General features: G+C 61.2%; 25 protein-coding genes and 1 other annotated feature. Of the genes, 21 read left to right on the forward strand and 4 right to left on the reverse strand.

The features are described from left to right. The 5 genes from FE782_RS18350 (at position 1) to FE782_RS18370 (ending at position 3,364) form a co-directional block, all read left to right on the forward strand. A complete protein-coding gene (locus tag FE782_RS18350) occupies positions 1-600 on the forward strand; it encodes a DUF2249 domain-containing protein (RefSeq protein WP_138195698.1) in 600 nt (199 codons plus the stop codon). 28 nt (positions 601-628) lie between these two features. Beyond that, positions 629-1,861, forward strand: a complete 1,233-nt coding sequence (locus FE782_RS18355; protein WP_138195699.1) for a hypothetical protein — start codon at positions 629-631, stop codon at positions 1,859-1,861. A 20-nt stretch (positions 1,862-1,881) separates the two neighbouring features. Next, on the forward strand, positions 1,882-2,190 hold the full coding sequence (locus FE782_RS18360; RefSeq protein ID WP_138195700.1) for a metal-sulfur cluster assembly factor: 309 nt from the start codon (positions 1,882-1,884) through the stop codon (positions 2,188-2,190). A gap of 40 nt (positions 2,191-2,230) precedes the next feature. Next, the gene (locus FE782_RS18365) at positions 2,231-2,920 is read left to right on the forward strand and encodes a Crp/Fnr family transcriptional regulator (RefSeq protein WP_238392553.1); all 690 of its coding nucleotides are present in this window, start codon (positions 2,231-2,233) and stop codon (positions 2,918-2,920) included. A gap of 81 nt (positions 2,921-3,001) precedes the next feature. Next, on the forward strand, positions 3,002-3,364 hold the full coding sequence (locus FE782_RS18370; protein ID WP_138195701.1) for a group I truncated hemoglobin: 363 nt from the start codon (positions 3,002-3,004) through the stop codon (positions 3,362-3,364). A gap of 21 nt (positions 3,365-3,385) precedes the next feature. On the opposite strand, the gene FE782_RS18375 is transcribed toward FE782_RS18370, so the two are convergent. Continuing rightward, complete coding sequence (locus tag FE782_RS18375; RefSeq protein WP_158299450.1) at positions 3,386-3,877, reverse strand: HPP family protein; 492 nt, start codon at positions 3,875-3,877, stop codon at positions 3,386-3,388. Between the two features lie 252 nt (positions 3,878-4,129). On the opposite strand from FE782_RS18375, the gene FE782_RS18380 reads away from it, so the two are divergent. The 4 genes from FE782_RS18380 (at position 4,130) to asd (ending at position 11,604) form a co-directional block, all read left to right on the forward strand. Continuing rightward, the gene (locus FE782_RS18380; protein WP_138195703.1) at positions 4,130-5,134 is read left to right on the forward strand and encodes a multicopper oxidase domain-containing protein; all 1,005 of its coding nucleotides are present in this window, start codon (positions 4,130-4,132) and stop codon (positions 5,132-5,134) included. Between the two features lie 104 nt (positions 5,135-5,238). After that, on the forward strand, positions 5,239-6,264 hold the full coding sequence (locus FE782_RS18385) for a LacI family DNA-binding transcriptional regulator (protein ID WP_138195704.1): 1,026 nt from the start codon (positions 5,239-5,241) through the stop codon (positions 6,262-6,264). Positions 6,265-6,426: 162 nt separating this feature from the next. Next, positions 6,427-9,546: a carbohydrate binding domain-containing protein gene (locus FE782_RS18390; RefSeq protein WP_138195705.1), complete on the forward strand. Its 3,120-nt coding sequence runs from the start codon at positions 6,427-6,429 to the stop codon at positions 9,544-9,546. 582 nt (positions 9,547-10,128) lie between these two features. Further along, positions 10,129-10,390: a binding site (T-box leader), on the forward strand. Positions 10,391-10,518: 128 nt separating this feature from the next. Continuing rightward, positions 10,519-11,604, forward strand: a complete 1,086-nt coding sequence (gene asd / locus FE782_RS18395; protein WP_138195706.1) for an aspartate-semialdehyde dehydrogenase — start codon at positions 10,519-10,521, stop codon at positions 11,602-11,604. Positions 11,605-11,654: 50 nt separating this feature from the next. On the opposite strand, the gene FE782_RS18400 is transcribed toward asd, so the two are convergent. Further along, the gene (locus FE782_RS18400; RefSeq protein ID WP_138195707.1) at positions 11,655-12,509 is read right to left on the reverse strand and encodes a manganese catalase family protein; all 855 of its coding nucleotides are present in this window, start codon (positions 12,507-12,509) and stop codon (positions 11,655-11,657) included. 251 nt (positions 12,510-12,760) lie between these two features. On the opposite strand from FE782_RS18400, the gene FE782_RS18405 reads away from it, so the two are divergent. The 7 genes from FE782_RS18405 to FE782_RS18435 all read left to right on the forward strand — a co-directional run bounded on the left by FE782_RS18405 (position 12,761) and on the right by FE782_RS18435 (position 19,372). Further along, positions 12,761-14,641 (forward strand): hypothetical protein, encoded by a 1,881-nt coding sequence (locus FE782_RS18405; RefSeq protein ID WP_138195708.1) that lies wholly within the window; start codon positions 12,761-12,763, stop codon positions 14,639-14,641. Positions 14,642-14,650: 9 nt separating this feature from the next. Then, positions 14,651-15,418 carry a DUF975 family protein gene (locus tag FE782_RS18410; protein ID WP_138195709.1) on the forward strand — a complete coding sequence of 256 codons (768 nt, stop codon included), beginning with the start codon at positions 14,651-14,653 and terminating at the stop codon, positions 15,416-15,418. A 16-nt stretch (positions 15,419-15,434) separates the two neighbouring features. After that, positions 15,435-15,608: a DUF4083 family protein gene (locus tag FE782_RS18415; protein ID WP_138195710.1), complete on the forward strand. Its 174-nt coding sequence runs from the start codon at positions 15,435-15,437 to the stop codon at positions 15,606-15,608. A gap of 93 nt (positions 15,609-15,701) precedes the next feature. Next, positions 15,702-17,033 (forward strand): glycoside hydrolase family 140 protein, encoded by a 1,332-nt coding sequence (locus FE782_RS18420; protein ID WP_138195711.1) that lies wholly within the window; start codon positions 15,702-15,704, stop codon positions 17,031-17,033. Positions 17,034-17,308: 275 nt separating this feature from the next. Next, positions 17,309-18,184: a magnesium transporter CorA family protein gene (locus tag FE782_RS18425; RefSeq protein ID WP_138195712.1), complete on the forward strand. Its 876-nt coding sequence runs from the start codon at positions 17,309-17,311 to the stop codon at positions 18,182-18,184. Between the two features lie 88 nt (positions 18,185-18,272). Beyond that, on the forward strand, positions 18,273-18,527 hold the full coding sequence (locus FE782_RS18430) for a hypothetical protein (protein WP_138195713.1): 255 nt from the start codon (positions 18,273-18,275) through the stop codon (positions 18,525-18,527). Positions 18,528-18,568: 41 nt separating this feature from the next. Beyond that, positions 18,569-19,372, forward strand: coding sequence for a LysM peptidoglycan-binding domain-containing protein (locus FE782_RS18435; RefSeq protein WP_138195714.1), 804 nt, complete (start codon positions 18,569-18,571; stop codon positions 19,370-19,372). Between the two features lie 67 nt (positions 19,373-19,439). Here the strand turns inward: FE782_RS18435 and FE782_RS18440 are convergent, their stop codons facing one another. Beyond that, on the reverse strand, positions 19,440-19,946 hold the full coding sequence (locus FE782_RS18440; protein WP_138195715.1) for a CBO0543 family protein: 507 nt from the start codon (positions 19,944-19,946) through the stop codon (positions 19,440-19,442). Positions 19,947-20,307: 361 nt separating this feature from the next. On the opposite strand from FE782_RS18440, the gene FE782_RS18445 reads away from it, so the two are divergent. The 5 genes from FE782_RS18445 to FE782_RS18465 all read left to right on the forward strand — a co-directional run bounded on the left by FE782_RS18445 (position 20,308) and on the right by FE782_RS18465 (position 26,081). Continuing rightward, positions 20,308-21,153, forward strand: coding sequence for an ABC transporter ATP-binding protein (locus tag FE782_RS18445; RefSeq protein ID WP_138195844.1), 846 nt, complete (start codon positions 20,308-20,310; stop codon positions 21,151-21,153). Positions 21,154-21,216: 63 nt separating this feature from the next. Then, the gene (locus FE782_RS18450) at positions 21,217-22,272 is read left to right on the forward strand and encodes an ABC transporter substrate-binding protein (protein ID WP_138195716.1); all 1,056 of its coding nucleotides are present in this window, start codon (positions 21,217-21,219) and stop codon (positions 22,270-22,272) included. Beyond that, entirely contained in the window at positions 22,269-24,335 is a 2,067-nt protein-coding gene (locus tag FE782_RS18455; RefSeq protein WP_138195717.1) for an iron ABC transporter permease, read from the forward strand. The genes FE782_RS18450 and FE782_RS18455 overlap by 4 nt, the downstream gene beginning before the upstream one ends. A gap of 106 nt (positions 24,336-24,441) precedes the next feature. Next, a complete protein-coding gene (gene lplA, locus FE782_RS18460) occupies positions 24,442-25,443 on the forward strand; it encodes a lipoate--protein ligase (protein WP_138195718.1) in 1,002 nt (333 codons plus the stop codon). 131 nt (positions 25,444-25,574) lie between these two features. Next, on the forward strand, positions 25,575-26,081 hold the full coding sequence (locus FE782_RS18465; protein ID WP_138195719.1) for a hypothetical protein: 507 nt from the start codon (positions 25,575-25,577) through the stop codon (positions 26,079-26,081). A gap of 6 nt (positions 26,082-26,087) precedes the next feature. Here the strand turns inward: FE782_RS18465 and FE782_RS18470 are convergent, their stop codons facing one another. Further along, on the reverse strand, positions 26,088-26,579 hold the full coding sequence (locus FE782_RS18470; protein WP_138195720.1) for an SRPBCC domain-containing protein: 492 nt from the start codon (positions 26,577-26,579) through the stop codon (positions 26,088-26,090). Between the last annotated feature and the right edge of the window lie 48 nt (positions 26,580-26,627).

Consider the following 26,627-nt stretch of genomic DNA (forward strand, 5'->3'; position numbering starts at 1 on the left):
ATGCGCACCGAAGAGCCGCGCATCGTCCAATTGGACGTTCGGCCGCATCTGCGGAAGAAGCTGGAACCGTTCCAAATCATTATGAACGCCGTGAACGGCCTCGAGAAGGAAGCGTTGCTCGTGCTGCACGCGACGTTCAAGCCGACGCCGCTGTTAGGGCTACTAAAGATGAAGGGCTACGCGAACCGGGTGGAGTCGGCGGCGCCCGACCATTGGATGGTCGCGTTCCTTCATAAGAGCCAAGGCAGGGCTAGGCTGGAGGCATTGGATTTCCGAACGTTCGCCGGGCTGGAGGAGCCGGATTCGATCGAAGAGACGGCGGAGGAGACGGCCGAAGGCGCCGGGGAGCGCGCGGTACCGGTTGATTCTTCGGAACCTGCCGGACGCGTGACGGAGCTGGATAACCGCGGCCTGCAGCCGCCGCAGCCGATGGTTCGCACCTTGAAGGCGCTGGAGGGCTGCGAGCCGGGCGATCGCGTCGTCATTCACAACGACCGCGTGCCGATGTTCTTGATCGAAGAGCTGCAGGGCTTGGGATACTCGTATGATGTCGCGGAACAAGGCGACGGTTCGGCCAAGGTTACGATTACGAAGTCGTAGAACGGATAAGGAAGGAGGCGGCGTTCCGATGTTTCGGCTTCCCCTGCTGTTTATCGCGACGGGCATCGTCGGGTTCGTCTTGTACCATGCGTTGTCGTTACTTACGTTAGGAACGTGGATGTTCGAACCGATCCGTAATCCGGACGGATGGTTTCGGGTGCATCTGTTAGTGCTCGACTGGGCGACGATGATCGCGATGGGGGCCGTCTATCAGCTGATGGACGTCGTCTTGCAGCGCCGCATCTATAGTATGAAGCTCGGCTATCTTCATTATGCGGTTTTTACGGCAGGCACGATCGCGCTGCTGTACGGCTTCGTCGCTTCCGACGTGCCGTTCCTCGCCGGCGGCGCCTTGCTCGCCCTGACGGGCGTCGTCCTGTTCGCCTGGAACGTCGGCGCGACCATGCTGCAAGCGCGCGTGTGGAACCCGGTCACCGCGAGCACCGCATGCGCCTTGATCTATTTGGTCGTCACCGCGGTTATGGGCACCGTCATGGGGCTGAACTTCGCGTTCCCGGTCTGGATCGAAGGGCATGACCGGCTGCTGGCGTCGCATATTTGGATCGGCATGCTCGGTTGGTTCGGGCTGCTCATCACCGGCTTCAGCTATAAGATGCTGCCGATGTTTTACCTCTCGCACGGATTTTCCGCTCGACTGCAATACCCGGTCATCGCGCTGCTGAACGCCGGCGTTCTGACGGGCGCCGTCTCGTTCCTCTTCGGCGGCGGAGGGGCCGCGCAGGCGGCATCGGTCGCCGTCGTCGCGGCCGCCTTCGTCGTCTACGCGGCTCACATCGCGGAAGTGCGCAAGCACAAGCATAAGAGCTCGCCGGGCCGCGGCATCTGGTGGACGGTGCAGAGCGCGCATGCGCTCGCCTTCTTCGGCGCGGCGCTGCTCGCGACCTGGCTGCTGTTCCCCGGCGCGTTCGAAGGACGTCAGACGACGATGGTCATCGGGATGTTTTATATGTGGGGATGGGTGTCCATGACGGTCCTAGGCTACTTGTCCAAAATCGTTCCGTTCCTATGGTGGACGCATAAATACGGCCCGAGAGCGGGACAGCCGAACGTGCCGACGATGGCGATGATGATTCCGGACGCGGCGGTCGGGTACGGATTGGCATGCGTCGCCGCCGGGCTGTGCATCGCGCTGGCGGGCATTTATTTCGAATCGAAGGTATGGGTAGGGGCAGGCGGTACGGCGTTATCGGTAGGTTCCATCTTGTATATGAGCGTCATCGTTCGCGTATTTTCCAGGTAACGAAAGGAAGGGGAAGCCCTATGACCCGCTTAACGGAAGATCAGGTCCGGGAGACGCTGAAGCAGGTGTTCGATCCCGAACTCGGCGTGAACATCGTCGACTTGGGTCTGGTGTACGACATTACGGTCGAAGAGGAACGCGTGAACGTTACGATGACGTTGACGACGCCCGGCTGTCCGCTCCACGATACGATCGTCGGCGGCGTACGGCGCTCGCTGCAGGATCGAATGAATCTCGAGTTTCTCCATGTCGAAGTCGTATGGGAACCCCAATGGACGCCGGAGAGGATGTCCGAGGCGGCTCGCGAGCAATTGGATTTTTTTCGATGAACAAGGTAACCTAGAGGGAAACGATTCGGCGGTGGTAGGTTTGGGGAGTCATTCGGCGCGTCTTCTGAAAGCCGTGCCGATGTTTCGGGATTTGTCGGAGGACGAGTTGCTGGGCATCGGTTTGGTTTCGATCGAGCGGAAGTACGAGAAGAAACAGATCATTTTCCATGAAGGCGGCGAAAAGGAAGCGGTCTTCTTCATCCAAGAAGGCCTAGTCAAGACGTTCAAGACCGACGAGAACGGTCACGAGCAAATCATGTCGTTCCTCAAGAGCGGCGACATGTTTCCGCATACGGGGCTGTTCGATGCGGAGCCGTACCCGGCGACCGCGGAGGCGATCGTGGAGACGGTCTTGCTGGCGATCCCGGTGAAGTCGTTCGAGCAGCAGCTGCTTCGGACGCCGGCGATCGCGATGAAGATCATGCGGGTCATGAGCGAGAAAATTCGCGAGCTGCAAGGCAAGCTGCAGGAGCTGACCGGCCACGACGTGCAGGACCGAGGCCAGTCGTTCCTGCTGAAGCTCGCGGAGCATTACGGCACGATGAAGGGAGGCGAAGTGCATATCGCGATTCCGATGACGCATCAGGACGTCGCGAACGTGATCGGCACGACGCGCGAGACGGTTAACCGGCTGCTGAACCAGCTCCGGAAGGAAGGCATCCTCGATACCGATCGCCAAGGCTTCGTCATTCACGATTTGGAAGGTCTGCGAAGATGGAAGAACAAGTGAAAATCGTATAGAACAGGACGTCGAGACGCATCCTACGATACGACATGGATGGAAATGACAAAATTAACGTGGGAATGCACGATGGCGGAAACAGCGACTTTATATGACAAACTCGGCGGGAAGGAAGCGATCGGTTCGGTCGTGGACGTTTTCTATAAGAAGGTGCTCGCGGACGACCGGATCAATCAGTACTTCAAGCATACGGACATGGAGGCGCAGCGCCGCCATCAGACAGCGTTCATCGCTTACGCGTTAGGAGGACCGAAATATACCGGCCGATCGATGGAGAAAGCGCACGAGGGAATGAACTTGCAAGAAGTCCATTGGGACGCCGTCGTCGAGCTGTTGGTCGAATCGCTTCAGGAAAAAGGGGTGTCGAACGAGGACATTCAAGTAATCGCGGAAAATCTGCTCCCCCTGAAGCCTCATATTTTGGGGAAATGAATATCGAATATAACAAGGACGCTATTCGGAGAGAATAGCGTCCTTCTGTTGCGCGCCGCCCGGGCCGCGATTCGATCGCTGCAGGGAGGTCCATGCGCCGGCCGCGCGTTCGACGGCGAATAACGTAACGAGAAGCGCCGTCAACGTCGCGAAGACGACGAGCGGAATCGTCCAAGGCGTCGCGGGCGGTTCGAAGAACGGAATGAGCGCGATGGCCAGGATCGGCGGCGCGTTCAAGCGGAACCGTTGAATCATAATGATGCATAGAACGAAGGTCGCGAGCAGCGATAACGTCTCCGGCAGCCAGAAAAAGAACGCGGTCCCGGTAATCGAAGCGAACACGGCGCCGGCCATGATCGACGCGGACTCCTTCAAGTTCATCGTCCGGCTGACGAGCAAGTAGCTGAACGCGCCGAGCGTCGGGTAAAAGAGCGGCTCGAGCATCGGGACGTGACTGGACAGCCAGTAGATCAGAACCAAATATATCGTAATGACGGCGAGCTTGACATTCATGAAGGAAGACACGACCTCTTCGTTGGGAATATGACGATGCTTACATCCGATGGAAGAAACCACCCAATGCATCATACTATCCGCGCGGACAATCGTCAACAGAAATTCCGACCGGGATAGTCGGGGTTCCTCCGCGAGTTGCGCCGGAGCGGGCGAACGATTCTTATTCGGAACCGTTCCGGTAAGTGTGTCGCGCATCACAAAGCGTGGTTCGGAAAGCCCTTATAGTGAGTGATAGGAGGTGTGCTTCCGATGAGGAACGCCAAATTCGCCGTTCTATCCGCTTGGGCCGCCCTGACGCTAGCGCTGACCGGTTGCGTGCCGATCTTCCATTACGATAACGAGCTCCGCGCCGTCGAAGGGCCGACGGCCGCGCCGGAGGAAGCCGCGTTGAATCAACCGCCCGTAGAGCCGATCGTTCGGAGAGAGGGCGAGGAGGTATTCATCGAAATGACGGCGCAAGTGACCGATTTGGAAATATCGCTGGGCGTAACGTACAACGCCTGGACGTTCAACGGATCGGCGCCCGGTCCGACGCTGCGGGTCAAGCAGGGAGATACGATTCATTTCACGTTGAAGAATATGGACCCTTATATGGCGCATTCCATGGATTTCCACGCGGTGCACGCCGCGCCGAGCCGGAAGTTCGCCAACGTCCAGCCGAACGAGTCCGGCACCTTCACGTACGAGGCTAATATGCCGGGCGTGTTCATGTACCATTGCGGAACGGCGCCCGTCCTCTTGCACATCGCGAACGGCATGCACGGCGTCATCATCGTCGAACCGAACGACGGCTACCCGACGGACGGGGAGATCGACCGGGAATACGTCGTCACGCAGAACGAATGGTATGCCGAGCACGACGCTCAGGCGTTCCTGGACGCCCCTCCCGAATACGTCGTATTCAACGGCGACGACTATACGTTACTGGAGCGTCCGCTGCTCGCCAAAGTCGGAGACACCGTGCGACTGTACGTCGCGAATATGGGACCGAACCATGTGTCGTCGTTCCATGTCGTGGGGACGATCTTCGATAACGTCTATATCGACGGCAACCCGAGGAATCGGCTGTACGGCTTGCAAACCGTCCTGCTGCCCGCCAGCGGAGGAGCGGTCGTCGAGTTCAGAGTGCTCGAAGAAGGCGATTATCCGATCGTGACGCATCAATTCAACCATGCCTCCAAGGGCGCGGTCGGGTTGCTTCGCGTCACGAAAGACGGCTTGGATACCGAGGCGGAGCCGGGGATGACGCACTGACCGCCTCGCCGCCGACGATGTTGAAATCCGGTCCGGACTGCACTAGACTGAAAGAAAACGATATCGGCGCGCAGGTACGGCGGAAGCGGGGGCAACGGGGAAGCATGGATATTTTCGATATCGCGCGGTTGGCGGGCGTCTCCCGCAAGACGGTGCAGCGTGTGCTGAACGATGCGCCGAACGTGAGCGAGAAGACGGCCGCGAAGATTCGCTCGATCATGGAAGCGCATAATTACGAACCGAACGCGGCGGCGCGGGGGCTCGCCTCGAAGAGGTCGAATACGATCGGGTTGTTCATCGTGCAGGACCGGCGGAGCTACACGTTGTACTCCGACGACTTGTACTTCGGAGCCGTCATCGGCGCCATGATCAGCCGCTCGGCGGAGCGAGGGTACAAGACGCTCGTCTCCATCGAAGAAGCATCCGACGTGGAGCCGATCCTCAGCCTGTACAAGCAGAAAAGCATCGACGCCGGGCTGCTCGTCAGCTGGTCCGAGATGCAGCGGACGGTCGAACGGATCGCGGAGGCGGGATTTCGCATCGGCGTGTTCGACCAGAACAATGTGCGGAGTCCCGTCGACGGGGTGCCGATCCCGCGGCTGGACGATTACGGGAGCGCCTTCGCGGCGGCCGAATATTTGCTGGGGCTCGGGCATACGGACATCGGCATCGTTACTGGAGATATGGCGATCCCTTGCTCCGCCGAACGGCTGAGAGGCTTCGTCGACGCGGTGCGAGGCCGCGGCTTGAGCGTGCGCGACGACCGCATCCATAACGGCCGCTTCATCGAAGCGAGCGGCCGAGAAGCGATCGAACGGTGGACGTCCGGCGGCGGGCTGCCGAGCGCCGTCTTCTGCTCGAACGACCTGATGGCGTACGGCGCGCTGAAGGCGTGCGCGGACCGAGGCGTGTCGGTGCCCGGCGCGTTGTCCGTCGTCGGCTTCGACGACCTGCTGCTCGGACAGTATACCCATCCGCCGCTGACGACGATGCGAGTCCCGCGAGTGGAGATGGCGGTTCAGCTGACGGATGCCGTCATCGACGTCTTGGAGGGGCGGGAATCGAGAGGCGAACGGCAAGGATTTCAAGCGGAGCTCATCGAGAGGGAGTCTTGCCGGCCGGTTTCCTGATATTGCAAAAATAACGATTGACGGGAAAGCGGTTGCAAGATACAATTTCGTTGTAAATGTCCCACGTGGGACAATCAGCCGTTCGAAGGAGGCGACGATGAAGGGGCAGCGGCGGAACGCCGCGAAGACGGATCATTTTTAATGAGGCGAGGTGTTCAATCCATGAAGCGACGATTCCTGATGCAAGGGCTGGCTTGCACGCTGGCGGCCGGATTGGCGTTGTCGACGCCGCTTCCCGCAAGTACGATGGCGGAGAAAGGGAAGCAGCCCGAGAAGCCGCTCTGGACGCAGGTTTGGGGCGATGAATTCGAAGACGGCGCGATCGACCGGTCGAAGTGGACGTTCGACTTGACCAACGGCGAATCCGTCGGCAATCCGGGCTGGGGCAACAACGAGCTGCAATATTATACGGACCGGGCGGACAACGTAAAGGAAGAGAACGGCAAACTCGTGATTACCGCTCGCAAGGAGGCATACGAGGGCTACTCGTACACGTCGGCTCGGATCAAGACGAAGGGCTTATTCTCGAAGGCGTACGGCAAGTTCGAAATTCGCGCGAGCGCGCCGACGGGCAAGGGGCTCTGGCCTGCGATCTGGATGCTGCCGGAGGATTACCGGTACGGCGGGTGGGCCGCCTCCGGCGAAATCGACATCATGGAAGGCTGGGGCAGCCGGCCGCGAACGGTCGCCGGCACGATCCACTACGGCTCGCAATGGCCGAACAATACGTACACGGGCAAGGAATACGAGCTGCCGAACGGGTCGACGATCGAAGACTTTCATACGTACGCGATCGAATGGGAGCCCGGCGAAATTCGCTGGTACGTCGACGGCGTCTTATTCAATACACAGAACGATTGGTACAGCGTCACGGCCGGTCAGCCGGCGAACAACGCCTACCCGGCGCCGTTCGACGAGAAGTTCCATCTGCTGATCAATCTGGCCGTCGGCGGCAACTTCGACGGCGATCCGACGGCGGAGACGCCGTTCCCCAGCTCGTTCGTCATCGACTACGTAAGGGTGTACGAATTGACCGGCCGTCCGTACCGCGAGCCCGTGCCGCCTTCGATTCCGAAGGAGCCGTATTTGCCGGGCGCGAAGCTGCCGCTCGCGGACGGTAACTTGGTGTACAACAACGACTTCACGATGAATGCGGAAGGCGATCCCGGCATGGGCGCGTCGGGTACGGCGCATTGGGCGCTGTACGAGGATCCGGGCGCATCGGCCGACGTGACGATCGAACCGATCGACGGGAGCAACTTCGCGAAGATCGCGATCCAGAGCGCAGGCGTCAACTCGTATTCGATCCAGCCGCAATCGATCGTGTCGCTCGCGAAGGGCCGCTTCTACAAGCTGACGTTCGACGCGAAGACGGATACGACGCGGAACATGAACGTCCGCGTGACGGGCGGGGCGTCCCGCGGATACGCCGGGTACTCCCAAGGGCTGACGGCCGCGTTGGACGGCGAGCTGCGAACGTACGAATTGACGTTCCAGATGAAGCAGGAATCCGACAACGCGGCGCGCATCGAATTCAATCTAGGCACGAACGACCGTCCCGTCTGGATCGGCCGCGCGCGGCTCGTCGAGATCGAGGGGGTTGCGTTCGATCACGATTCGCCGAAGGCGCCGCTGGGCGACGGCAACCATATATATAACGGCACTTTCGACCTCGGCGAGCCGAATCGCATGAGCTTCTGGCATGTGCCGACCGACGGGAAGGCGGAGGCGACGGCATCGGTCGATCCCGAGGCGCGAGAGCTGGTCGTGGACGTCTCGAAGGGCGGGCAAGCGGATCGCGACGTTCGAGTTTTGCAACGCGGGCTCTCGCTGTTGGACGGACATGATTACGCCTTGACGTTCGATGCCGAAGCGTCCAACGCGCGGGAGCTCGTCGTCGCCCTCGTCGACGCCGACGGAGCGTCGATTGCATCGACCCCGGTTTCGTTGAAGTCGCCTAAGCGGGAGCGGGAAATCGCGGTCGCATTCGACGACGTCGCGGTGTCCGGAGAACCCGGCGCCCAACAGCTCGTCTTCTTCCTCGGAGGCAAGAGCGGTACGGTTCGGCTGGATAACGTGAAGCTGATCCGCACCAGCGTATATTTCCCGCCGGACACGGCGTTCTATCCGCTTCGGAACGGCGACTTCGGGGCCGGTCTGCAGTTCTGGGGAGCCGCCGTCGACAGCGGAGGCTCGGCGTCCGCGGACGCGGCGAGCGGGGAGGCGAACGTAACCGTCGCCTCGCAAGGCGTCAACCCGTGGAGCGCGATGTTCATCCAAGGCGGACTTCCGCTTACGGGCGGCCTCGATTACGAGGTAACCTTCGACGCGAGGGCGACGGTCGCCCGGAAGGTCGAGGTCATCGCGGAGAACGCGTCTTACCGTCGATACTTCGATCGAACGATCGACGTCGGGACGGATCCGAAGACGTTCCGCTTCGAATTCCGCATGCCTCAGGACGATACCGTCGATTTGAAGTTCCTGCTCGGCCTCATCGCGGGCACGTCGGTCGTCCCGACGCCGCATGACGTCATTCTGGACAACGTGACGTTCGAGGTGAAAGACGCGCCCGTCGCTCGGCCGCCGACGTTGATCCCGGATTCGACGAACAATCGCGTCGGGCAGCCGATCGAGCTGACGTTCGTCGACGATGCGGCTTGGCGCGGCGCGATTCGAACGGTCGCCGTGAACGGCTCGCCGGCGGACTTCGCCGTCGCGAACGGAACGCTGGTACTCGCGGCGTCTGCCTTCGCAGGGGCAGGCAACTTTACGGTTTCCGTGGTGGCCGAGGGTTACGCGGAGGCGACGGCGAAGCAGGCGGTTCTGGCCGCGGACGGAAATCTCGTCGCGAACGGGAGCTTCGACGACGGAACGGCGGGCTGGAGCACTTGGTCCGGCGAGGGCGGGGCGGCTGCGCTCCGCGCGGAGGCCGGCGCAGGGAAGATCGACGTCCACAGCGCCGGCTGGCAGAGCTGGGCGAACCAGTTGTACCAGGAAGGCATTCCGATGGCGGCGGGCAAGACGTACGAATTGAAATTCACGGCTTCTTCCACCGTCGATCGGCCGATCGTCGTCGAATTCACCAATACGAGCGGCGGGCAAGCTTCGTTCCCGTTAACCGCGGAGCCGACCGTCTTCGTCAAGACGTTCGTCGTGTCGAGCGCGAGCCCGCTGAAGCTGAATTTCCTTCTCGGGAGCGTCTCGTCGGACGGCGCCGCGACGCCCGGAGAGGCGCATACGATTACGCTGGACCATATACAGGTGCGGGAAATCGAGCAGTGACGTACGTTGGGCGCCGGTCGACCGGCGCCCGCTTCGCTCGTTCGTTCAGGCGCACCCGCGGTGTCCGCATTGCGGACAAGCGAGGCAGACGACCGCCGACGCTTCCGCGGGCACGGAAATCGGATATTGACAGCATTCGCAAAGTACAAGCTTAAATTCGGGTTTCTTCGGTTGTTCCTTCGGTTCCATGGCTGCATCCCTCTTTATGCGAATATGTGTTCTTATAATAGAACACTCGTTCCTAGAAATCAAGTGGGTCAGGGATCTCTCGCAGACGCATAAAAACGACGCGGAACGCGAATGATATCGAATGCGCGTCAATCAACCAACGGGAGGTTTCTGCGATGAGCAAAGCAGCTTTGTGGTCTTGGGTTGCGGCGGGTTCTGTCGCTGGGGGCGCGATCGCGTACGCGGCGTCCACTCGGAAAAATCCTTTGAAATCGATTGTGCGCATGTGGTAAGACAAGCGAAGGAAACCTCTCCGAACGAGAGGTTTCTTTCGCGTTTCCGGAAAGCGCCATGGAACAATTTGCGAAAATATATTTACCTCGGGAACGATATTTGATAATATTATCGCAATATTCAAATGCGATGACGAGACGAGTAAATAACGAATTCTTTCGCAGAGAGCTCCGGGCGCTGAGAAGGAGTAAAGAATTCTTTATTGAAGAAAACCTCAGAGCAGCGTGCAGGAACCTATGAATCGGGGATGGCGCGCCAGGAGCTCCTGTTACAGAGCTAGAGTATAAGCATTCCGTCGGAATGCCGTACTTGAAGAGGCCGATCTGGCGACATGTCGGCGAATTTGGGGTGGTACCACGAGAATTCGAATCTCGTCCCTAAGACGTACGTCTACCGTCTTGGGGGTGGGATTTTTTTATTTTGTCGTACAGGCAACCGCATGACGTACCGAACATACGGTACACCAAAACGAGCGCAGAAACTTCTACATCGAAAGGATATGAATCTCTCATGACGCAAAAACTGAAAGCGGGCATCGTCGGCGGCACGGGCATGGTCGGCCAACGGTTCGTCGAACTGCTCGACCAGCATCCGTGGTTTCAAGTTACGGCCATCGCGGCCAGCGCCGGCTCGGCCGGCAAGACGTACGAAGAAGCGGTGAAGGGCAGATGGAAGCTGAACGGCGCCATCCCGGAAGACGTGAAGGGGATCGTCGTTCAGGATGCGTCCAAGGTGGAAGAGGTCGCTGCCGGAGTCGATTTCGTCTTCTGCGCGGTCGACATGCCGAAGAAGGACATTCAGGCGCTGGAGGAAGCGTACGCGAAAACCGGTACGCCGGTCATCTCCAACAACTCGGCGCATCGCTGGACGCCGGACGTCCCGATGGTCATCCCGGAAATCAACCCGGGTCATATCGACGTCATCGCGGCGCAGCGCAAGCGCCTCGGCACGTCGACCGGTTTTATCGCGGTGAAGCCCAACTGCTCGATCCAGAGCTATGTGCCGGCGCTGCACGCGCTAATGGATTTCAAACCTACGAAGGTCGTCGCATCCACGTACCAAGCGATTTCCGGAGCGGGCAAAAATTTCACCGATTGGCCGGAGATGATCGATAACGTCATTCCGTATATCGGCGGCGAGGAAGAGAAGAGCGAGCAGGAGCCGCTGCGCATCTGGGGCGGGATCGAGAACGGGGAAATCGTCAAAGCGAGCGCGCCGCTCATCACGACGCAGTGCATTCGCGTTCCGGTCACGGACGGTCATCTCGCGACCGTATTCGTCTCGTTCGAGAAGAAGCCTTCGAAAGAAGAAATTCTCGCCCGCTGGTCGCAATTCCAAGGCCGTCCGCAGGAGCTCGGTCTGCCAAGCGCGCCGAAGCGGTTCATTACGTACTTCGAAGAAGAGAACAGACCGCAGACGAAGCTGGACCGCGACATCGAGCGCGGCATGGGCGTCTCGGCGGGACGCCTTCGCGAAGATACGATCTACGACTATAAATTCGTCGGATTGTCCCACAACACGCTGCGCGGCGCGGCGGGCGGCGCCGTGCTGATCGCCGAGCTGCTGAAGGCGGAAGGGTACATCCAAGCGAAATAAACAACAGCAAGCACTCGGGTGTTTCCCGGGGGCTTGCTGTTTTTTTACGACTAAGCGTTCAGATCGTACAAGCCCGGGCTGTGTTCGTTCGGCGCTTCCGGCAGAATCGGCACGGGATGGCCTTGCGGCGGCGGAACGACCGCCAGATCGCCGCCGTTCCGGCTCGGCGACGGGCCGGCGTAAATTTCGCCGATCCGCGTCGGGTCCAAGCGGAAGTTAAATTGCGCGTTATGGAAGCCCATCTCCACGTACTTGCGGCATTCCGGATACTTATTGATATCGTAATTCGGCACCGGGAACAACTTGCCCCAATTGACGCCGAGCGTCTCGAGCGCCTTGGCGAACGCGTTCTGATGCGCGTTGTCCCGTACGATCAAGAACGCCAACGTCTCCCGGAACGTCTTATTGGCGCTCATCTCATAGATGCGGGACTTCTGCAGCACGCCCGTGGATTCAAGCACCAGGTTGTCGAGCAGGTCAGTGATCAAATTGCCGTGGTTATATACGTAGGTGCCTTGCCAAGGGAGTCCGGCGGCGTCTACCGGCAGGGAGCTCTGCGCGCCGACGATGAAGTGATGCGGGTTAGCGGTCTTGACGGCGTCGTTCAGCGGAGCGCCGTCCACGCCGGCGTTGCCCGGAACTTGCTCCCCGGTCCCGGTAAGCAGCTGATTAATCGTGTGCTGCACCAGCTCGACGTGGCTCAGTTCCTCCAAGAACACTCCGCGGATCAAGTCGCGATATTGCGTCGCGTTGCCGCGGAAGTTGTTGCTCTGGAAGAAGAACTGCATCATCGTTCGCATCTCGCCGAACCGGCCGCCTAAGATCTCCTGAATGACCTTCGCCGCTTCCGGATCCGGCTTATCCGGAACGATCATGTTGATTAAGTCTTCTTTGTAAAAATACATCCGCTGTCCCCCTATTTTTTCTTCAGACGTAGTTTGCTTTCTGGGGTAGGAACCTATTCCGCCAGGGAAGGGATCGTTCCGACGCAAAGCGCGGCGGCGCGAGCCGCTGAATGGCCTGGAGCAAGATAGGGGAATGATGATCGGGCGTCTTTTTTCCATTTGAACCGCAACTTCCCAACCCTTGGAAACGTATGCTTTAACGGGTTCACCGAGTCGGTTATTCAAGGGGGGAGCGAGTCATAACTTCTTTCATGAAATCTGTCAGCGTCGCCATCGCGGCCGAAGCGCTGATTACGGCGATCGTCGCCATCGGCATTTACTACGGCGTCGGAGTGTTTCCGTATACGACTCCGTGGGCGTCGGGAACGACCCCGCCGGAGCCGGCGCAGCTCCACTTCACGCTGCCGATCGGCATGCCGTCGTTGCAGGAATTGAAGATGCCGCTCAGCTTCATTCGCGCGGAGGGGCTAGGCTTCGGCATTGCCGGCTTCTTGCTGTCCGCGGCGGCGATCCTCGCGCAGAGCTTCGCTCGCGGCGCCTACTTGGGCGGATTGCGAAGCCATGCCGTGAACGGGGAGAAAGCCGATATGCTGCGCGCCGGACGGCATTTCTTCTTTCGGATGACAGGCTGGACGATCTTTCAGCACGCCGCGGGGTTGATTCTCTTCTTTAGCGCGGTCGTCTTCTTCCCCTTCGCCTTGATCGGCATGATCGTCCTGTTCGCGTTCTCGCTGACGCCGTATGTAATCGTGCTGCGGGACGTCGGCTTGGCCGAAGGGTTGGCAAGCGCGCCGGGGGTGTTTCGACGGGCGTTCGGGAGGCTGCTGCCCTTAGCGATCGTCGCGGCTATCGTTACGGCGCTCTGCGGCGGCGCGCGGTTGGCCCCTGTGCCATACAACTATTTGCTTTGCATGGTCATTTACGTGCCTGCAGCCACGTACTTGATCTATGAGCTGATGCTGCGGCTGCATGCTTTCCTCAGAGAAAACAATACCCCGCTGCCTAAGCCGCAGTTCCGGGAGCGTGCGCGCCGGTTCGGCGGATGGGCCTGGGCCGCCCTGCTTCTCGTCGCGCCGCTGACGGGAGCCGCGGCGGCAACCGGTCACCTGTTCGCGCCGTTGTCGCTGGCGAACGGTTCGGAGAAGGAATGGAACGGCGTCTCCTTCTGGAACGATTTCACGGCGGCGTACGCTCGTTCGGAGCAGCGCTACACCACGTACGGCTGGAAGCATACCGGCGAGATGCGCCTGCGGATCTCGATGCCCGAGCTCGCGAACGGAGCGGGACCCGAGCTGCTGCGCGGCACGGCCGAAGTGACCTGGGGCCTCATGGAGGAGAAGACGACGCGGTCGGGGAATTCCTCGCATATCTTCTTAGAGGAGACGCAACGAACGGATCGGCTGTTTTACAGCTTGAAGAAGGCGACGACGTCTACGGGGGCTTCGTATTTTTCCAGTCGCGAAGGAACGGCGCATCTCCTGACGTCGGGCGGGAATCTAAGAGAGCCTCACGAGCTGGAGATGATGGTAAGCGGCGACGGGAAGCGCGTCTTCCTGTTGCTTCATCCGACTCGATTCCCGGTTGACCCCGTCTGGCGGGTTTCGAAGGACGGCCGGTATTTGATCCCGCTGACGAGCCCGATGAACGCCGGCGACTTCCGCTATTTTTGGTTCTCGTCGGAACCGAAGGCGGAGGAGGCGTTCGCGATGCTCGCGGAGAAAAACAAGGAGACGCTGCTCGGAGCGCCGGCGCCTTATCAGCTGCTTCCTTACGCGCTGCAGGAGGCGGACGGGGATATGGTCGCGACGCTCATCGCCATGACGCCCGAAGCGGCCCGCGAGTCGGTGCCGGCTTGGGACGCGGAGCAGTGGACTTCCTACCTTCGTACGAAGTACGAGGGGGTCGAGTACGCGGAATTGTTTCCGTATGTTTCGAAAGCGGGCGAATACGACGGCCACGTCTGGGAGGAGAGGACGCCGAAGTCGGAAGGCGCTATTCGTACTCGGATCACGGTTCCGTATCCGAACGGAAGCGTAACGGTAGAATTCGAAGAGAAGGAGGGCCAGCTCTTGGAGCTGCAACTTTTCCTCGACGGGATCGTACAATTGGAAGAATCCAACAAGAAGGGATAAGGATATGGGATGTGGACGCGCGGCGAATTGAAAGACAGAGCGAAGCAGGTGCTTCGCACGTCGTATTGGAAGGCATTTCTCGTTAGCTTCGTAATCGCGGTCATCGGAGGCGGCATTCCGAGCTGCTCCTTCAACTCCGGCTTAGGCGGCGGCGGGGAGGGAGACGGCGGCGGAGCGTCGTGGAACGGAGGGCTCGGGGAAGGCATGGACGGCATCGTCGCCGCCGTACTCGTCGCGGTGATCGTCGTTGCCGTCGTCATTGCGTTGGTCGGCCTCGCCTTTACGATTTTTCTTCGTTTTCCGTTGGAAGTAGGATCGAAGCAATATTTCAAACAAGCGGCGTTAGGCGACGTGAACATGAATTATCTGGGATACGCGTTCGGGAGAGGCAAGTATGCGCCGATCGTGAAAGGTATGCTCTGGATGAGCTTCCTCAACCTCCTATGGTTCTTGCTGCTCATCGTCCCGGGCATCGTGAAGTCGTATGCGTACAGCATGGTACCGTACCTGCTGGCGGATAACCCGGGGATCGGAACGAAACGCGCGGTCGAGCTCAGCGATCGGATGACGCAGGGTCATAAATGGCGGATGTTCGTGCTGGATCTGTCCTTCATCGGATGGTATTTGCTCGGCGCGCTCGCTTGTTTGATCGGCACGCTGTTCGTCCTGCCGTACGTCAACGCGACGAAGGCGGAGCTTTATTTGACGCTGCGCCGGAACGCTTTGGACGAAGGGGTCTGTACGCAGGCGGAGCTAGGTTTGACGGAGTACGTATAAGCGGGAGGCGCAGAACATGTCCTTTTCATTCGTTACCGCACTTATTCAAGGCTTCTACCTCGGTTTGATCTTGCTCGTGGTCGTCGCGCTCGTCAGCGGGATCGTCTACATCGTATGGAAGAGGAAGCACGACGAGAGAGTGGAGCGGAAGCTGGACGAAATCGTCGATTTGTTGAAGAGAAACCCATAAGAAAACAATGCTGAAAGAATGGGTTTTCAATCGCCGTTGAATTGTATACAATGTGAGTACAATATTGAATCTAATTCATGGCGAGGGATCGAGATGACGGAGAAGAAGCTGCAGCGGCTTAAGGTCAGCGAGAACGGGCGGTATTTGGAAAAGGAGGACGGAACCCCGTTCTTCTGGTTGGGCGACACGGCATGGGAGCTGTTTCACAAGCTCGACCGGGAGGAAGCGGAACTGTACTTGCGCAACCGCGCCGAGCGCGGATTTACGGTCGTCCAAGCGGTGGCGCTCGCGGAGCTGGAAGGATTAACGACGCCGAACGCTTACGGGAGCTTTCCTCTAAAGCGGGACGCGAACGGCGAATACGACCCTGCGCAACCGGACGTCGCCGAGGACGGAACGTACGGATACTGGGACCATGTCGACTTCATCGTCGACAAGGCGGCGGAATACGGCATCTACATCGCCTTGCTGCCGACGTGGGGCGACAAGTACAATCTCGCATGGGGCAAAGGGCCGGTCGTCTTTACGAAACACAACGCGCGGGCGTTCGGCCTGTGGATCGGGGAACGATACAAGTCTAAGACGAACGTCGTCTGGGTGCTCGGCGGCGATCGGCCGCTCGAGACGCGGCACCATTTCGAGGTCGTCCACGCGATGGCGGAAGCGATCCGCGAGGCGGACGGGGGCCGTCATCTGATGACGTTCCACCCGGCCGGCGGCCGCTCCTCTTCGATGTACGTCCATGACGAGGAATGGCTCGACTTCAATATGATTCAATCGGGACACGGCGCTCTGCATACGGCGAACTACGCCATGGTCGCGAAGGACTATGCGCTCTCGAAGACGAAGCCGACGTTGGACGGGGAGCCGTGTTACGAGGATCACCCGGTCGGATTCAAGGCGGCGAACGGCTACTTCGACGCGGCAGACGCGCGGAAAGCGGCGTACTGGGCGCTGTTCTCGGGCGCGTTCGGCCATACGTACGGCCATCATTCGATCTGGTCGATGACGAGAGAACCGGCGGACTATTTCATTATGGATTGGAAGCAGGCCCTCCTCCGCCCCGGCGCGGCGCAGATGCGCCATGTCCGAACGTTGATGGAGTCGAGACCGGCCAAAAGCCGCGTCCCCGATTCGAGCCTGCTCGCGGCGAATTACGAAGGCGCCAATCATCTGACGGCGTGTCGGGGCGACGGATACGCCTTCGTCTACAGCCCGAACGGCCTTCCGTTCCGGGTGCGCCTCGGCGCGATCTCGGGCGAGCGCGTCGTCGCGACGTGGTTCGATCCGAGAACGGGAGCGACGGTGCCGGCCGGCGAGTCGGCGAACGAAGGGGAGCTGGAAGTCCGGCCGCCTTCGAGCGGCCGCAACGAAGATTGGGTGCTGATGCTGGACGATGCGTCCAGAGGCTACGTCATTCCATAGAAGCGACCGAAGACTCCCTTGGCGCACGATGCCAAGGGAGTCTTCGCGTCGTCGGCGTTCGCGCGAATATTTCCCGAGCAACCGCAGCGTTCCCGTTCTTTCGACATCGCTTCGGCTCGCCTCGTTCGTCTATCGGAGTTCGGATATGGCAATGGTAGTAACGATATGCGCGAGCGGAAGGAGGGACGCTTACGATACACGACGAACCGCTGCAAAGCGCCGACGCCAGTTGGTCATGGTATCGCGCGGATCGAGAGGAGGACGCCGGGAAAGCGATGTCTCGTCCCGAGCTGCGGAGCTGGGCCGACGGCGCGAAGGCGCGCGGGCATAATTCGATCCGCACGGTCTGGTTCGAGGCGGACGGCAACGAATTGCAAGGCACGGTCGCGATCGTACCCGACCCGCAGCGTCCCGAGGCGAAGCGGCTGTTCCATTATCGGGTCACGAACGACGCGTTGGCGACGATCGGAATGGACAGACTGCTTCGCGAGACGATCGACAAGAAGCGGTTCGCGGAGCGCCTGCTCGCCTGCAGCAGTCCGGTCGAGGGTTTGCTTTACCTCCTGAATTGGATCCTTGAACATTATTTCGATTGGATGGACGCCTTCGAGCTGGAGCTGACGCGGGCGAAAACCAAGATGCGGGAGACGAACGACGGCCATCTCTTCGAGTACATCATGGACTTGAGATATAAGCTGCTTCACTGGAACGCTCAGGTCATTCCGCTCAAGGAGATCCGGTTCGCCGCGGAGGAGACGTTCCCGCGGAGGCTGACGGACAGCGAGCCCTTCGCCGTCCTTCGCGTTCGCATGGAACGGGTTCGGATGCTTCAGGACGAATATATGGCCGAGATCGATTCGCTGCTCAAGCTGGACGACGTGACGGTCAATTACCGCGCGAACGACATTATGAAGACGCTGACGGTATTCACCGTGCTGTTGACGCCGATGACGGCGCTCGGGGCGATCTGGGGAATGAATTTCGAGTCGATGCCCGAGACGGAGCGGGCGTGGGGATATCCCGCGGCGTTAACCGCAATTTTCGCCTTGATGGGGGGGATCTATTGGTATTTGCGGAAACAAGGGTGGACGAAGAGCATTCTCGAGGTCAAGCCCGACCGCAAGAGGAAGAGCGAGGGCGGGGAGCCGTGAGACGAGCCCTGGAAATATCGCTGTATGTGGAACGTATGTTTGGTATATAATATAAGAACATACATTCGGCGAAAGGCGGTCGACGAACATGAGGAACGAGCTGGAGAAGCGAATCGGGCGCGTCGTAACGATTATCTATGCGGACCGGAGGAGCGGATTTACGAAGCGGAGAATCAAGCTGCTGGGAGTGGAAGGGAACGCAGTGAAGGCGTTTTGTCTGGAGCGCCTGGCGCCGCGAACGTTCCTTCTGCCGTCGATCTTGGCGGTGGAAGCGTACGCGCCGCCGGCCGAGCGACGGCCCCGGCGCGAGTCGGCGGGCGGCTATCACGCCTTGCGAAGGTAGGCATATGATGGAGCATCCGAGTCGAAGGAGTTGTTTCTCGAATGCCCATCTCTCCGGGCACGCATGTGCTGTATACCGTTCGCGCGGGCGATACGTTGTACTCGATCGCGAACGGCTTCGGAACGAACGTGCCGTCGTTGATTCAAATCAATAGTTGGTATCCTCCGGTGATCGAACCCGATCGCCTCTACCCCGGCCAAGCGCTTCTCGTTCGTCTGCCCGGCATGTCCGAGCAGAGCGCGGTCCAATATCAAGCGATCGAGGGCGACACCTTGTTCCGCATCGCCGAGAGGTTCGGCGTCGGGGTCGAGATGCTGGCCGCGCTGAACGGGTTGGAGCGGCCGGACATTCTCCGCGTCGCGCAGCTGATATACATCCCCGCCTTCGTCTACGAGGTCGAGGCGGGCGATACGCTGTACGGCATCGCCCGCCGATTCGGCCGGTCGCTGAACGAGCTGATCCGGGCGAACCGGAACCGCCCCGGATTTTCGCCGGACGTTCTGTTTCCCGGCTTCCGCTTCGTCGTACCGCTCCCGGCGTCGACGAATATCGCCGTGTTCCAGCCGCTTCCGGGCGGCCGCGTCGCCCCCGGAGAGCGGCTGACGGGCGTCGCCCGCGCATTCGAGGCCGGCGCGCTCTATCGCATCGTCGACGCGGCGGGCGGCGTCGTCGCGCAGGAACGCGCCTTGACGGCGTCGGAGGGGGCGCCGGCGTTCGGCCGCTTCGATGCCGCGATCGCGTTCGATCGGCGCCCGTCGACGAGCGCGGGCACGCTCCTAGTTTATACGCGCAGCGCCAACGACGGAAGCGTGCAGGACTTGGTCGAGGTGCCGATCGCGTTCTAAACGGGAATAGAAGAAGAGACATCCCCGGCCGCCTGCCGATTCCGGCGGCTCGGGGATGTCTCTGCGTTCAGGGGGCTAACGGAACCTCGAACCTCGCGACCAAGAACATTACGACGAGCGCCGAGTACAACAATGCTCTCTCCGTATGCGTGTGGTGCAGGCGAAGCATGGCGAACATGACCACGTAAAATCCGACGGACCAATAATAGGTCCATGCATGATCGTATACGATAATCCCTCTCCATTGCCATATCCACTCCAGCGCGGAGAAGCCGGCGACCCATAAAGCGTAGTACGCCGACTTCCTCGCGATCGTCCCCTCGGAGGGGAAATGATGTAAGTATAAGATTGCAGTGCAAGGAAGCAGAATGAACGTGTTCATGAGGTCCGCCACCTTATGCGATAACAACGATTCGGGTTGGAACATCCACGTCAAACGATCATGACAAAGGAAGTTATACAAGAGGTTGCTGAGCGATACGAACAGGATGGTGTTATAGTATTGTCGCCATCGCTTCGCGGCCCCGGTGACGAGGGCGGCGGTGAGCAACGCAGCATTCGATAGAATGATCATCGGCATCTCCCCATGTCGGGTTTTGCCTTCATTGTATCCATTTCATGGATGATTAAACGATTTTCGTCAAGTCTTGATGAGATTGGCGTTACGGCGACGCGAATTTCGACCTTGCTCGCCGTCCATCGTCCGGCTGCTAGAACCGCGCGTTGTGCCGGAAATCGCGGGGAGCGGCGGGGACGCGGAAATCAGCGGATTCCCCTCCGACGAAGCGGCGGACTCGAAGGTAAAAGTCTGGAACGCCGCCGAGCAGGTTTTCGTTGACAAATCGAATGAGAATGCTTATCATCTACGATGATAATGATTTTCAATATCGGGGCATACATTTCCATCCTAGGGGGGTGGCGCGTTGAACAGCAGGATGCAGACGGAAGGGTTACATATCGGATACGGCAGCGTGCCGATCGTCGAGGATTTGAACTTGCTGCTGCCGGACGGCCGGCTGACCGCGTTGGTCGGGGCGAACGGCAGCGGGAAGTCTACGATTCTGAAGGCGATGTCGCGCATTCTGAAGCCCTCTGCGGGTCGGGTGCTGCTCGACGGCAAGACGATCGAACGACATTCGACCCGGGACGTGGCGAGGCAGTTGGCCATCTTGCCGCAGCAGCCGGTCGCTCCGGAGGGGCTGACGGTCGAAGAGCTCGTCTCGTTCGGCCGCTTCCCGCATCAGCGCGGGCTCGGCACGATGAACGCCGAGGACAAGAAGGCGATTCGGCGAGCGCTGGCGGTAACGGGCATGGAGTCGTTCGCGGACCGCTCCGTCGACCAGCTGTCCGGAGGGCAACGGCAGCGGGCGTGGATCGCTATGGCGATCGCGCAGGAGACCGAGCTGCTGTTCCTGGACGAACCGACGACGTTCCTGGACATGGCGCATCAGTTGGAGGTGCTGCAGCTGCTGCGGCGGCTGAACCGCGAGGAAGGGCGGACGATCGTCATGGTCGTGCACGACCTGAACCATGCGTCGCTGTACGCCGATCACGTTGTCGCCATTCAGCGCGGCCGGATCGTCGCGCAAGGCGCCCCGGCGGACGTCATTACGCAGTCGATGCTTCGCGAGGTGTTCGGCGTCGACGCGGAGATCGTCGTCGATCCGAGATCGGGCATGCCGGTATGTCTGCCGTTCGCGCTGGCGAAGGAATCGTACGCGGAGGCGCGGCCGGAGCCGGCGCCGGCTCCGGCGCGCGTTATGGCGGGCGCGGGAGCGTAAGCGGGGTTTCATTCCATTCATTATCATCCATTCATATTCGTTCAAAAGGGGTAGGGGAAACAGATGAAATCGTACTCGAAAGCATTGGCATTGATGTTGATTTTCGTTATTGCGCTGGCGGGCTGCGGCGGCGGCAACGCGGCGACGGAAGGCGGGGACGCGACGACGGGGACGGGCGAAGCCGCGGCGGAGACGCCCGCAGCGGAGGAAACGCCTGCCGCGGAACCGGCTGCGGAAGAGCCGGCGGCCGTCGCGCTTAAGGATTCGAAGGGCGAAGTCGTGCTTCCGAAGCCGGCGACGAAGGTCGTTACGCTCGAATGGACGTACGCCGAAGATTTGATCGCGGTCGGCGTGCAGCCGGTCGGCAACGCGGATAACGAAAATTATAAGCGGAACGTGAGCGACCAAGCGGCGCTCGGCGCCGACGTCGCGGACGTAGGCACGCGTCAAGAGCCGAACCTCGAAGCGATCGCGGCGCTCCAGCCGGACTTGATCGTCGGCGTCGCGTTCCGGCACGAGAAAATTCTCGATCAGCTGAACGCGATCGCGCCGACGCTCTTGTTCAATCCGTATCCGGACGAAGCGAGCGGCGTAGACCAGTACGGCGAGATGGAGGAGACGTTCCGCACGATCGCCGCGGCGGTCGGCAAGGCCGAGGAAGCGGATAAGGCGCTCGCGGACTTGGCGAAGCACTACGACGAAGCCAAAGCGAAGCTGGAGCAAGCGGGCAAGAGCGGCGCGGAGATCGTGCTGACGCAGGCGTACAGCAATCAGAACGCCGCGGATCTGCGGCTGTTCACGAGCAACAGCTTAGCGATCAAGACGCTCGAGAAGATCGGACTGAAGAACGCGTGGTCCTCCGACAAGTTCGAGGCGTACGGCTTCTCGACCGCGTCCGTCGAAGCGCTGCCGGCGGTGCAGCAGGCGAACTTCCTCTACATCGTGCAGGATGACGACGACGTGTTCGCGACGAAGCTGAAAGACAATCCGGTGTGGACCGGTCTGCAATTCGTGAAGGAAGAGCGCGCCTACCCGCTCGGCGGCTCGACGTGGCCGTTCGGCGGGCCCGTCTCGGCGAAAGTGTTCGTGGATCGTACCGTCGACGTCTTAACGAAATGATCGCGGCGCGTAAGGAGCCGGTATCCGAGGCCGGCGCGGCCGCGCGGCGCCTCCTGCTCGCGTACGTCGGCGGCGCCGTCGCGCTGGCCGCGCTCCTGCTCGTAAGCCTTGCCGTCGGCGAAGCCCGATTGTCTGCGCGGACCGTGTTCGAAGCGCTGACGGCGCGCGACGCGGGCGTCCTCGAGCACACGATCGTTTGGGGCGTCCGGATGCCGCGCGCCGTCATCGGCATCGTCGCGGGGGCGGGCCTCGCCGTCGCCGGGGCGCTGCTCCAGACGGTGACCCGCAATCCGCTCGCGTCCGCTTCCACGCTCGGCATTAACGCCGGCGCGTTCTTCGTGGTCGTCGCCGGCACCGTCTTCTTCCCGGCGGCGCTGAAGTCGCAGCCGCTGCTCTTCGCGGCGGCGGGCGGCGCGGGCGCGGCGCTGCTCGCGTTCGCGATGGCCGGCGGCCGGTCGGCGCCGCCGATTCGGATGACGCTCTCCGGCATGATCGTCTCGATGGTGCTCGCCTCGTTCACCGGGGCGATTCAGCTGTTTTACGAGAACGCGACGCAAAGCTTGTTCATGTGGGGCTCCGGCTCGCTCGTGCAGCTCGATTGGAGCGGCGTGGCGCATGCCTGGCCCTGGGTTGCCGGGGGATTGACGGCGGCGCTGCTCTTATCGCGCCAATTCGACGTGCTGGCGCTCGACGAGGAATCCGCCCGCAGCTTGGGCCAGCGCTCCGGCACGGTGCGACTTGCAGGCGCCGGACTGGCGGTGCTGTTGGCGGCGGCCGTCGTCAGCGTCGTCGGGCCGATCGGCTTCGTCGGCCTCGTCGCCCCCCATCTCGTCCGGCTGATGGGCATGCACGCCCACCGGGCGCTGCTGCCCGCCGCCGCGCTGTGGGGCGCCGCGCTCGTGACGGGCGCGGACATCGTCGCGCGCGCGTTCCGCAGCACGCTGGGCGAGCTCCCGGCCGGCGCGGTCACCGCGGCCGTCGGCGCCCCGTGGCTCATCTATCTCGTGCTGAAGCGCCTGAAGGCCGAGGGCGGCGGCGCATCGGCTTCGATGAGCGTCGGCTTCCGTCGCCGCCGGGCGCCGTTCGGCGCGCTCGTGCTGGCGTTCGGGGCGCTTCTGCTCGCCGGGGCGGTCGCCAGCCTCGCCTTCGGCGGCACGCGCCTTCCGCTCGGCGACGTCATCGCCGCCGTCTTCGGGCAAGGCGGAGGCGCATCGAGCTTCGCCGTGCTGCAGCTGCGGCTGCCGCGCACGCTGGTCGCCGCCGCCGCGGGCATGGCGCTCGCGCTGAGCGGTCTGCTCATGCAGACCGCCGTGCGCAACCCGCTCGCGGACGCCTCGGTCATCGGCGTCACGCAAGGCGCCGCCGTCGGCGCGCTGCTCTTGATCGTCGTCTACCCGGAGGCGAGCGCGCAGCTGCTGCCGTTCGCGGCGATGGCGGGCGCGGCCGCCGCGGCGGCGGCGATCTTCGGCTTGGCGTGGCGGCGCTCGCTCCGTCCGACGGTAGTCATTCTGCTCGGCGTCGCCATGTCCGCCGTATGCAGCGCGATCGTACAGGTGCTCGTCATTCAGTCGAAGCTCGGCGCCAGCGCCGCGCTCGTCTGGCTGTCCGGCAGCACCTACGCGCGTACGTGGAGCTCGCTGTGGCAGATCGGCGTCTGCGTCGCGATCGCGCTGGCGGTCGTATGGTGGATGGGGCGGAGACTCGACCTGCTCGCCTTCCAGGACGACAGCGCGACGGGGCTCGGCTTGCCGGTCCGCAACGTGCGCCTCGCCGCCGCCGGCCTCGCCGTCGCCGTCTCGGGCGTCGCCGTCGCGAACGTCGGCACAATCGGGTTTCTCGGCTTGATCGCGCCGCATGCGGTCCGCCTGCTGGTCGGGCAGCATTCGCGTCAATCCGCCGTCCTGTCGGCGCTGCTCGGCGGATTGCTGCTCGTCGCCGCCGATACGCTCGGGCGGACGATGCTCGCGCCGAAGGAGATTCCGTCCGGTCTCGTCGTCTCCTTGCTCGGCACGCCTTACTTTTTGTATCTCATGTATCGCAGCCGGGCGGACCGGCGAGGGTAGCATCGTTGACAGGCTCGGACCGCTTCGGCGTCCGGGCCTGTTTTGTGGTACACTATCCGCGTATGATGCAACACGAGATGAATTCTTTTCGGAAAGCGGTGGAACGATGTTATTTTTATCGAACGAGGGAATCCACGACCCGGCGATGAACCTCGCCCTCGAAGAATACGCCTTGCGAAACCTCCCGCTGGAGGACAGCATATTGTTGTTTTACGTGAACGAGCCCTCGATCATTATCGGGAAAAACCAAAATACGATCGAGGAAATCGATCGCGAATACGTCGAAGCGAACGGCATTCACGTCGTCCGGCGGCTGTCGGGGGGCGGCGCGGTATACCACGATCTCGGCAACCTGAATTTCAGCTTCATTACGAAGGACGAAGGCGACTCGTTCCGCAACTTCGCGAAATTCACGAAGCCCGTTACGGACGCGCTGCGGCGGTTGGGCGTCGACGCCGAGCTGAGCGGCCGCAACGATATTCTGGTCGGGGAGCGGAAGATTTCCGGCAACGCGCAATTCGCCACGAAGGGCCGTATGTACAGCCATGGCACGCTGCTGTTCGATTCCGACATGGAGCGGGTCGCCTCCGCGCTGCGCGTAAAGCCGATGAAATTCGAGTCGAAGAGCACGAAGTCGGTGCGCTCCCGCGTCGCCAACATCAGCGAGTTTCTGCCCGAGCCGATGACGATGGAACAGTTCCGCGGCGCGCTGCTGCGGGAAATTTTCGGAACCGAGCCCGAGCGGGTCCCGACCGTGAACATGACCGCGGACGATTGGGAGGCGGTGCGGAAGCTCGCCGACGCACGATATCGGAGCTGGGATTGGAATTACGGACGATCGCCGAAGTCGAACGTACAGCATGCGCATAAGTTTCCGTCGGGCATCGTCGATATCCGGCTGTTCGTCGAGGAGGGGCGCATCTCGTCCTGCGCGATCTACGGCGACTTCTTCGGAACGGGGGACGTCGGCGAGGCGGAAGCGGCGCTGACCGAGGCGAAATACGAGGAATCGTCGCTGCGGCAAGCGCTCGAGGGCGTCGACGTCGAGAAGCTGTTGGGCGGCGTCTCGCGAGAGGAATTCATCGACCTGCTGCTCTTGAAAATATAATCGAAGAAGCCGCCGAACCTCGCGGGATCGGCGGCTTCTCGCATTCCGGCGCAGCGCGGAGGCCCCGTTTTCGAGAAAAGCAGTTCTTTCATTCAGTATATTGATGTAAGCTGACGTGGAGGGGGAAAGCGATGAAGAGACGAATAAGCCGACGCGAATTCGACGCCCTGACGGACAAGGAGCTGGGGGAGGCATGCTTCGCTCCGGTCGTGCCGCTCATTCGAGCGAAGCCGGATTCGGTAAAGCAAGAAGTGTATCGCAGCCTGACGGACGGGCAGCGGGCGCTGTTTATGTACCATGTGTACGTGGATCATGCGAAGCATTCCGCGGAGCAATTTTATTGGTGGACCGCGCACTACGCGGCGCAGCCGAACGCTTGGGCGGAGCTGCAAAGGGGATTGAACGTTTTCGGAGCGTCGGGGTTGGCGAGGCTGATGGACAAGACGAAGGCGGCGCTTGCCGATCGGATCGGCGACGCCGCACCAGGGGATCCGGACAAAGACGAGGTCCTGTCCGGAACCGTCGGAGCGCTGTACGAGGAGTTCCTTCGCTGCACGGCGGACGCGGCCGGACGGATCGGCCTTGCGATTCGGGCGAATCCGTCCGACTTCGTCGCGTTCGAGGAGCGGGACGCGTAACCGTCGCTAGCCTCGCAGTCTCGCCAGTACGGCTTCCAACTGATTCAGCCCCATCATCAAGCCTTCGGCCATCCCCATCTCGAGCAGCGTCTTCGCGTCGACCGGCGTCGCCGTCTGGATGCGTACCGTCAGCGTCGTCCGGCCGTCGTATTCGTCGAAGAGGAGCGTGCCGATATGCTCCGGGATGCCGCCGACCGGATTCGCGTGCTCGTCCGCGAAGGTTGCGGCGTAGACGACGCGCTCGGGACGCACGATCTCGTGATACACGGCGCGGCTCCAATGCTCCTCGCCTTCGGGCGAGCGCATGGCGTAATGCCATATGCCGCCGGGTCTTAGATCGATGCGGCAGGTCGGAATCGTGTACGGATAAGGCGCCCACCAACGGGACAAGTGCTCAGGGTTCGTGAACGCTTCGAATACGAGCTCGCGGGGCGCTTCGAACGTGCGGACGAGGGTAAACTCCTTCTCGGCAACGCTCGTCGTTACGGCATTCGTCATAACAGGTTCCTCCAATCGAATTAGGGAATACGTAGCGGCTGCACTTAA

The sequence above is a fragment of the Paenibacillus antri genome, assembly GCF_005765165.1.
Lineage (GTDB): Bacteria > Bacillota > Bacilli > Paenibacillales > YIM-B00363 > Paenibacillus_AE > Paenibacillus_AE antri.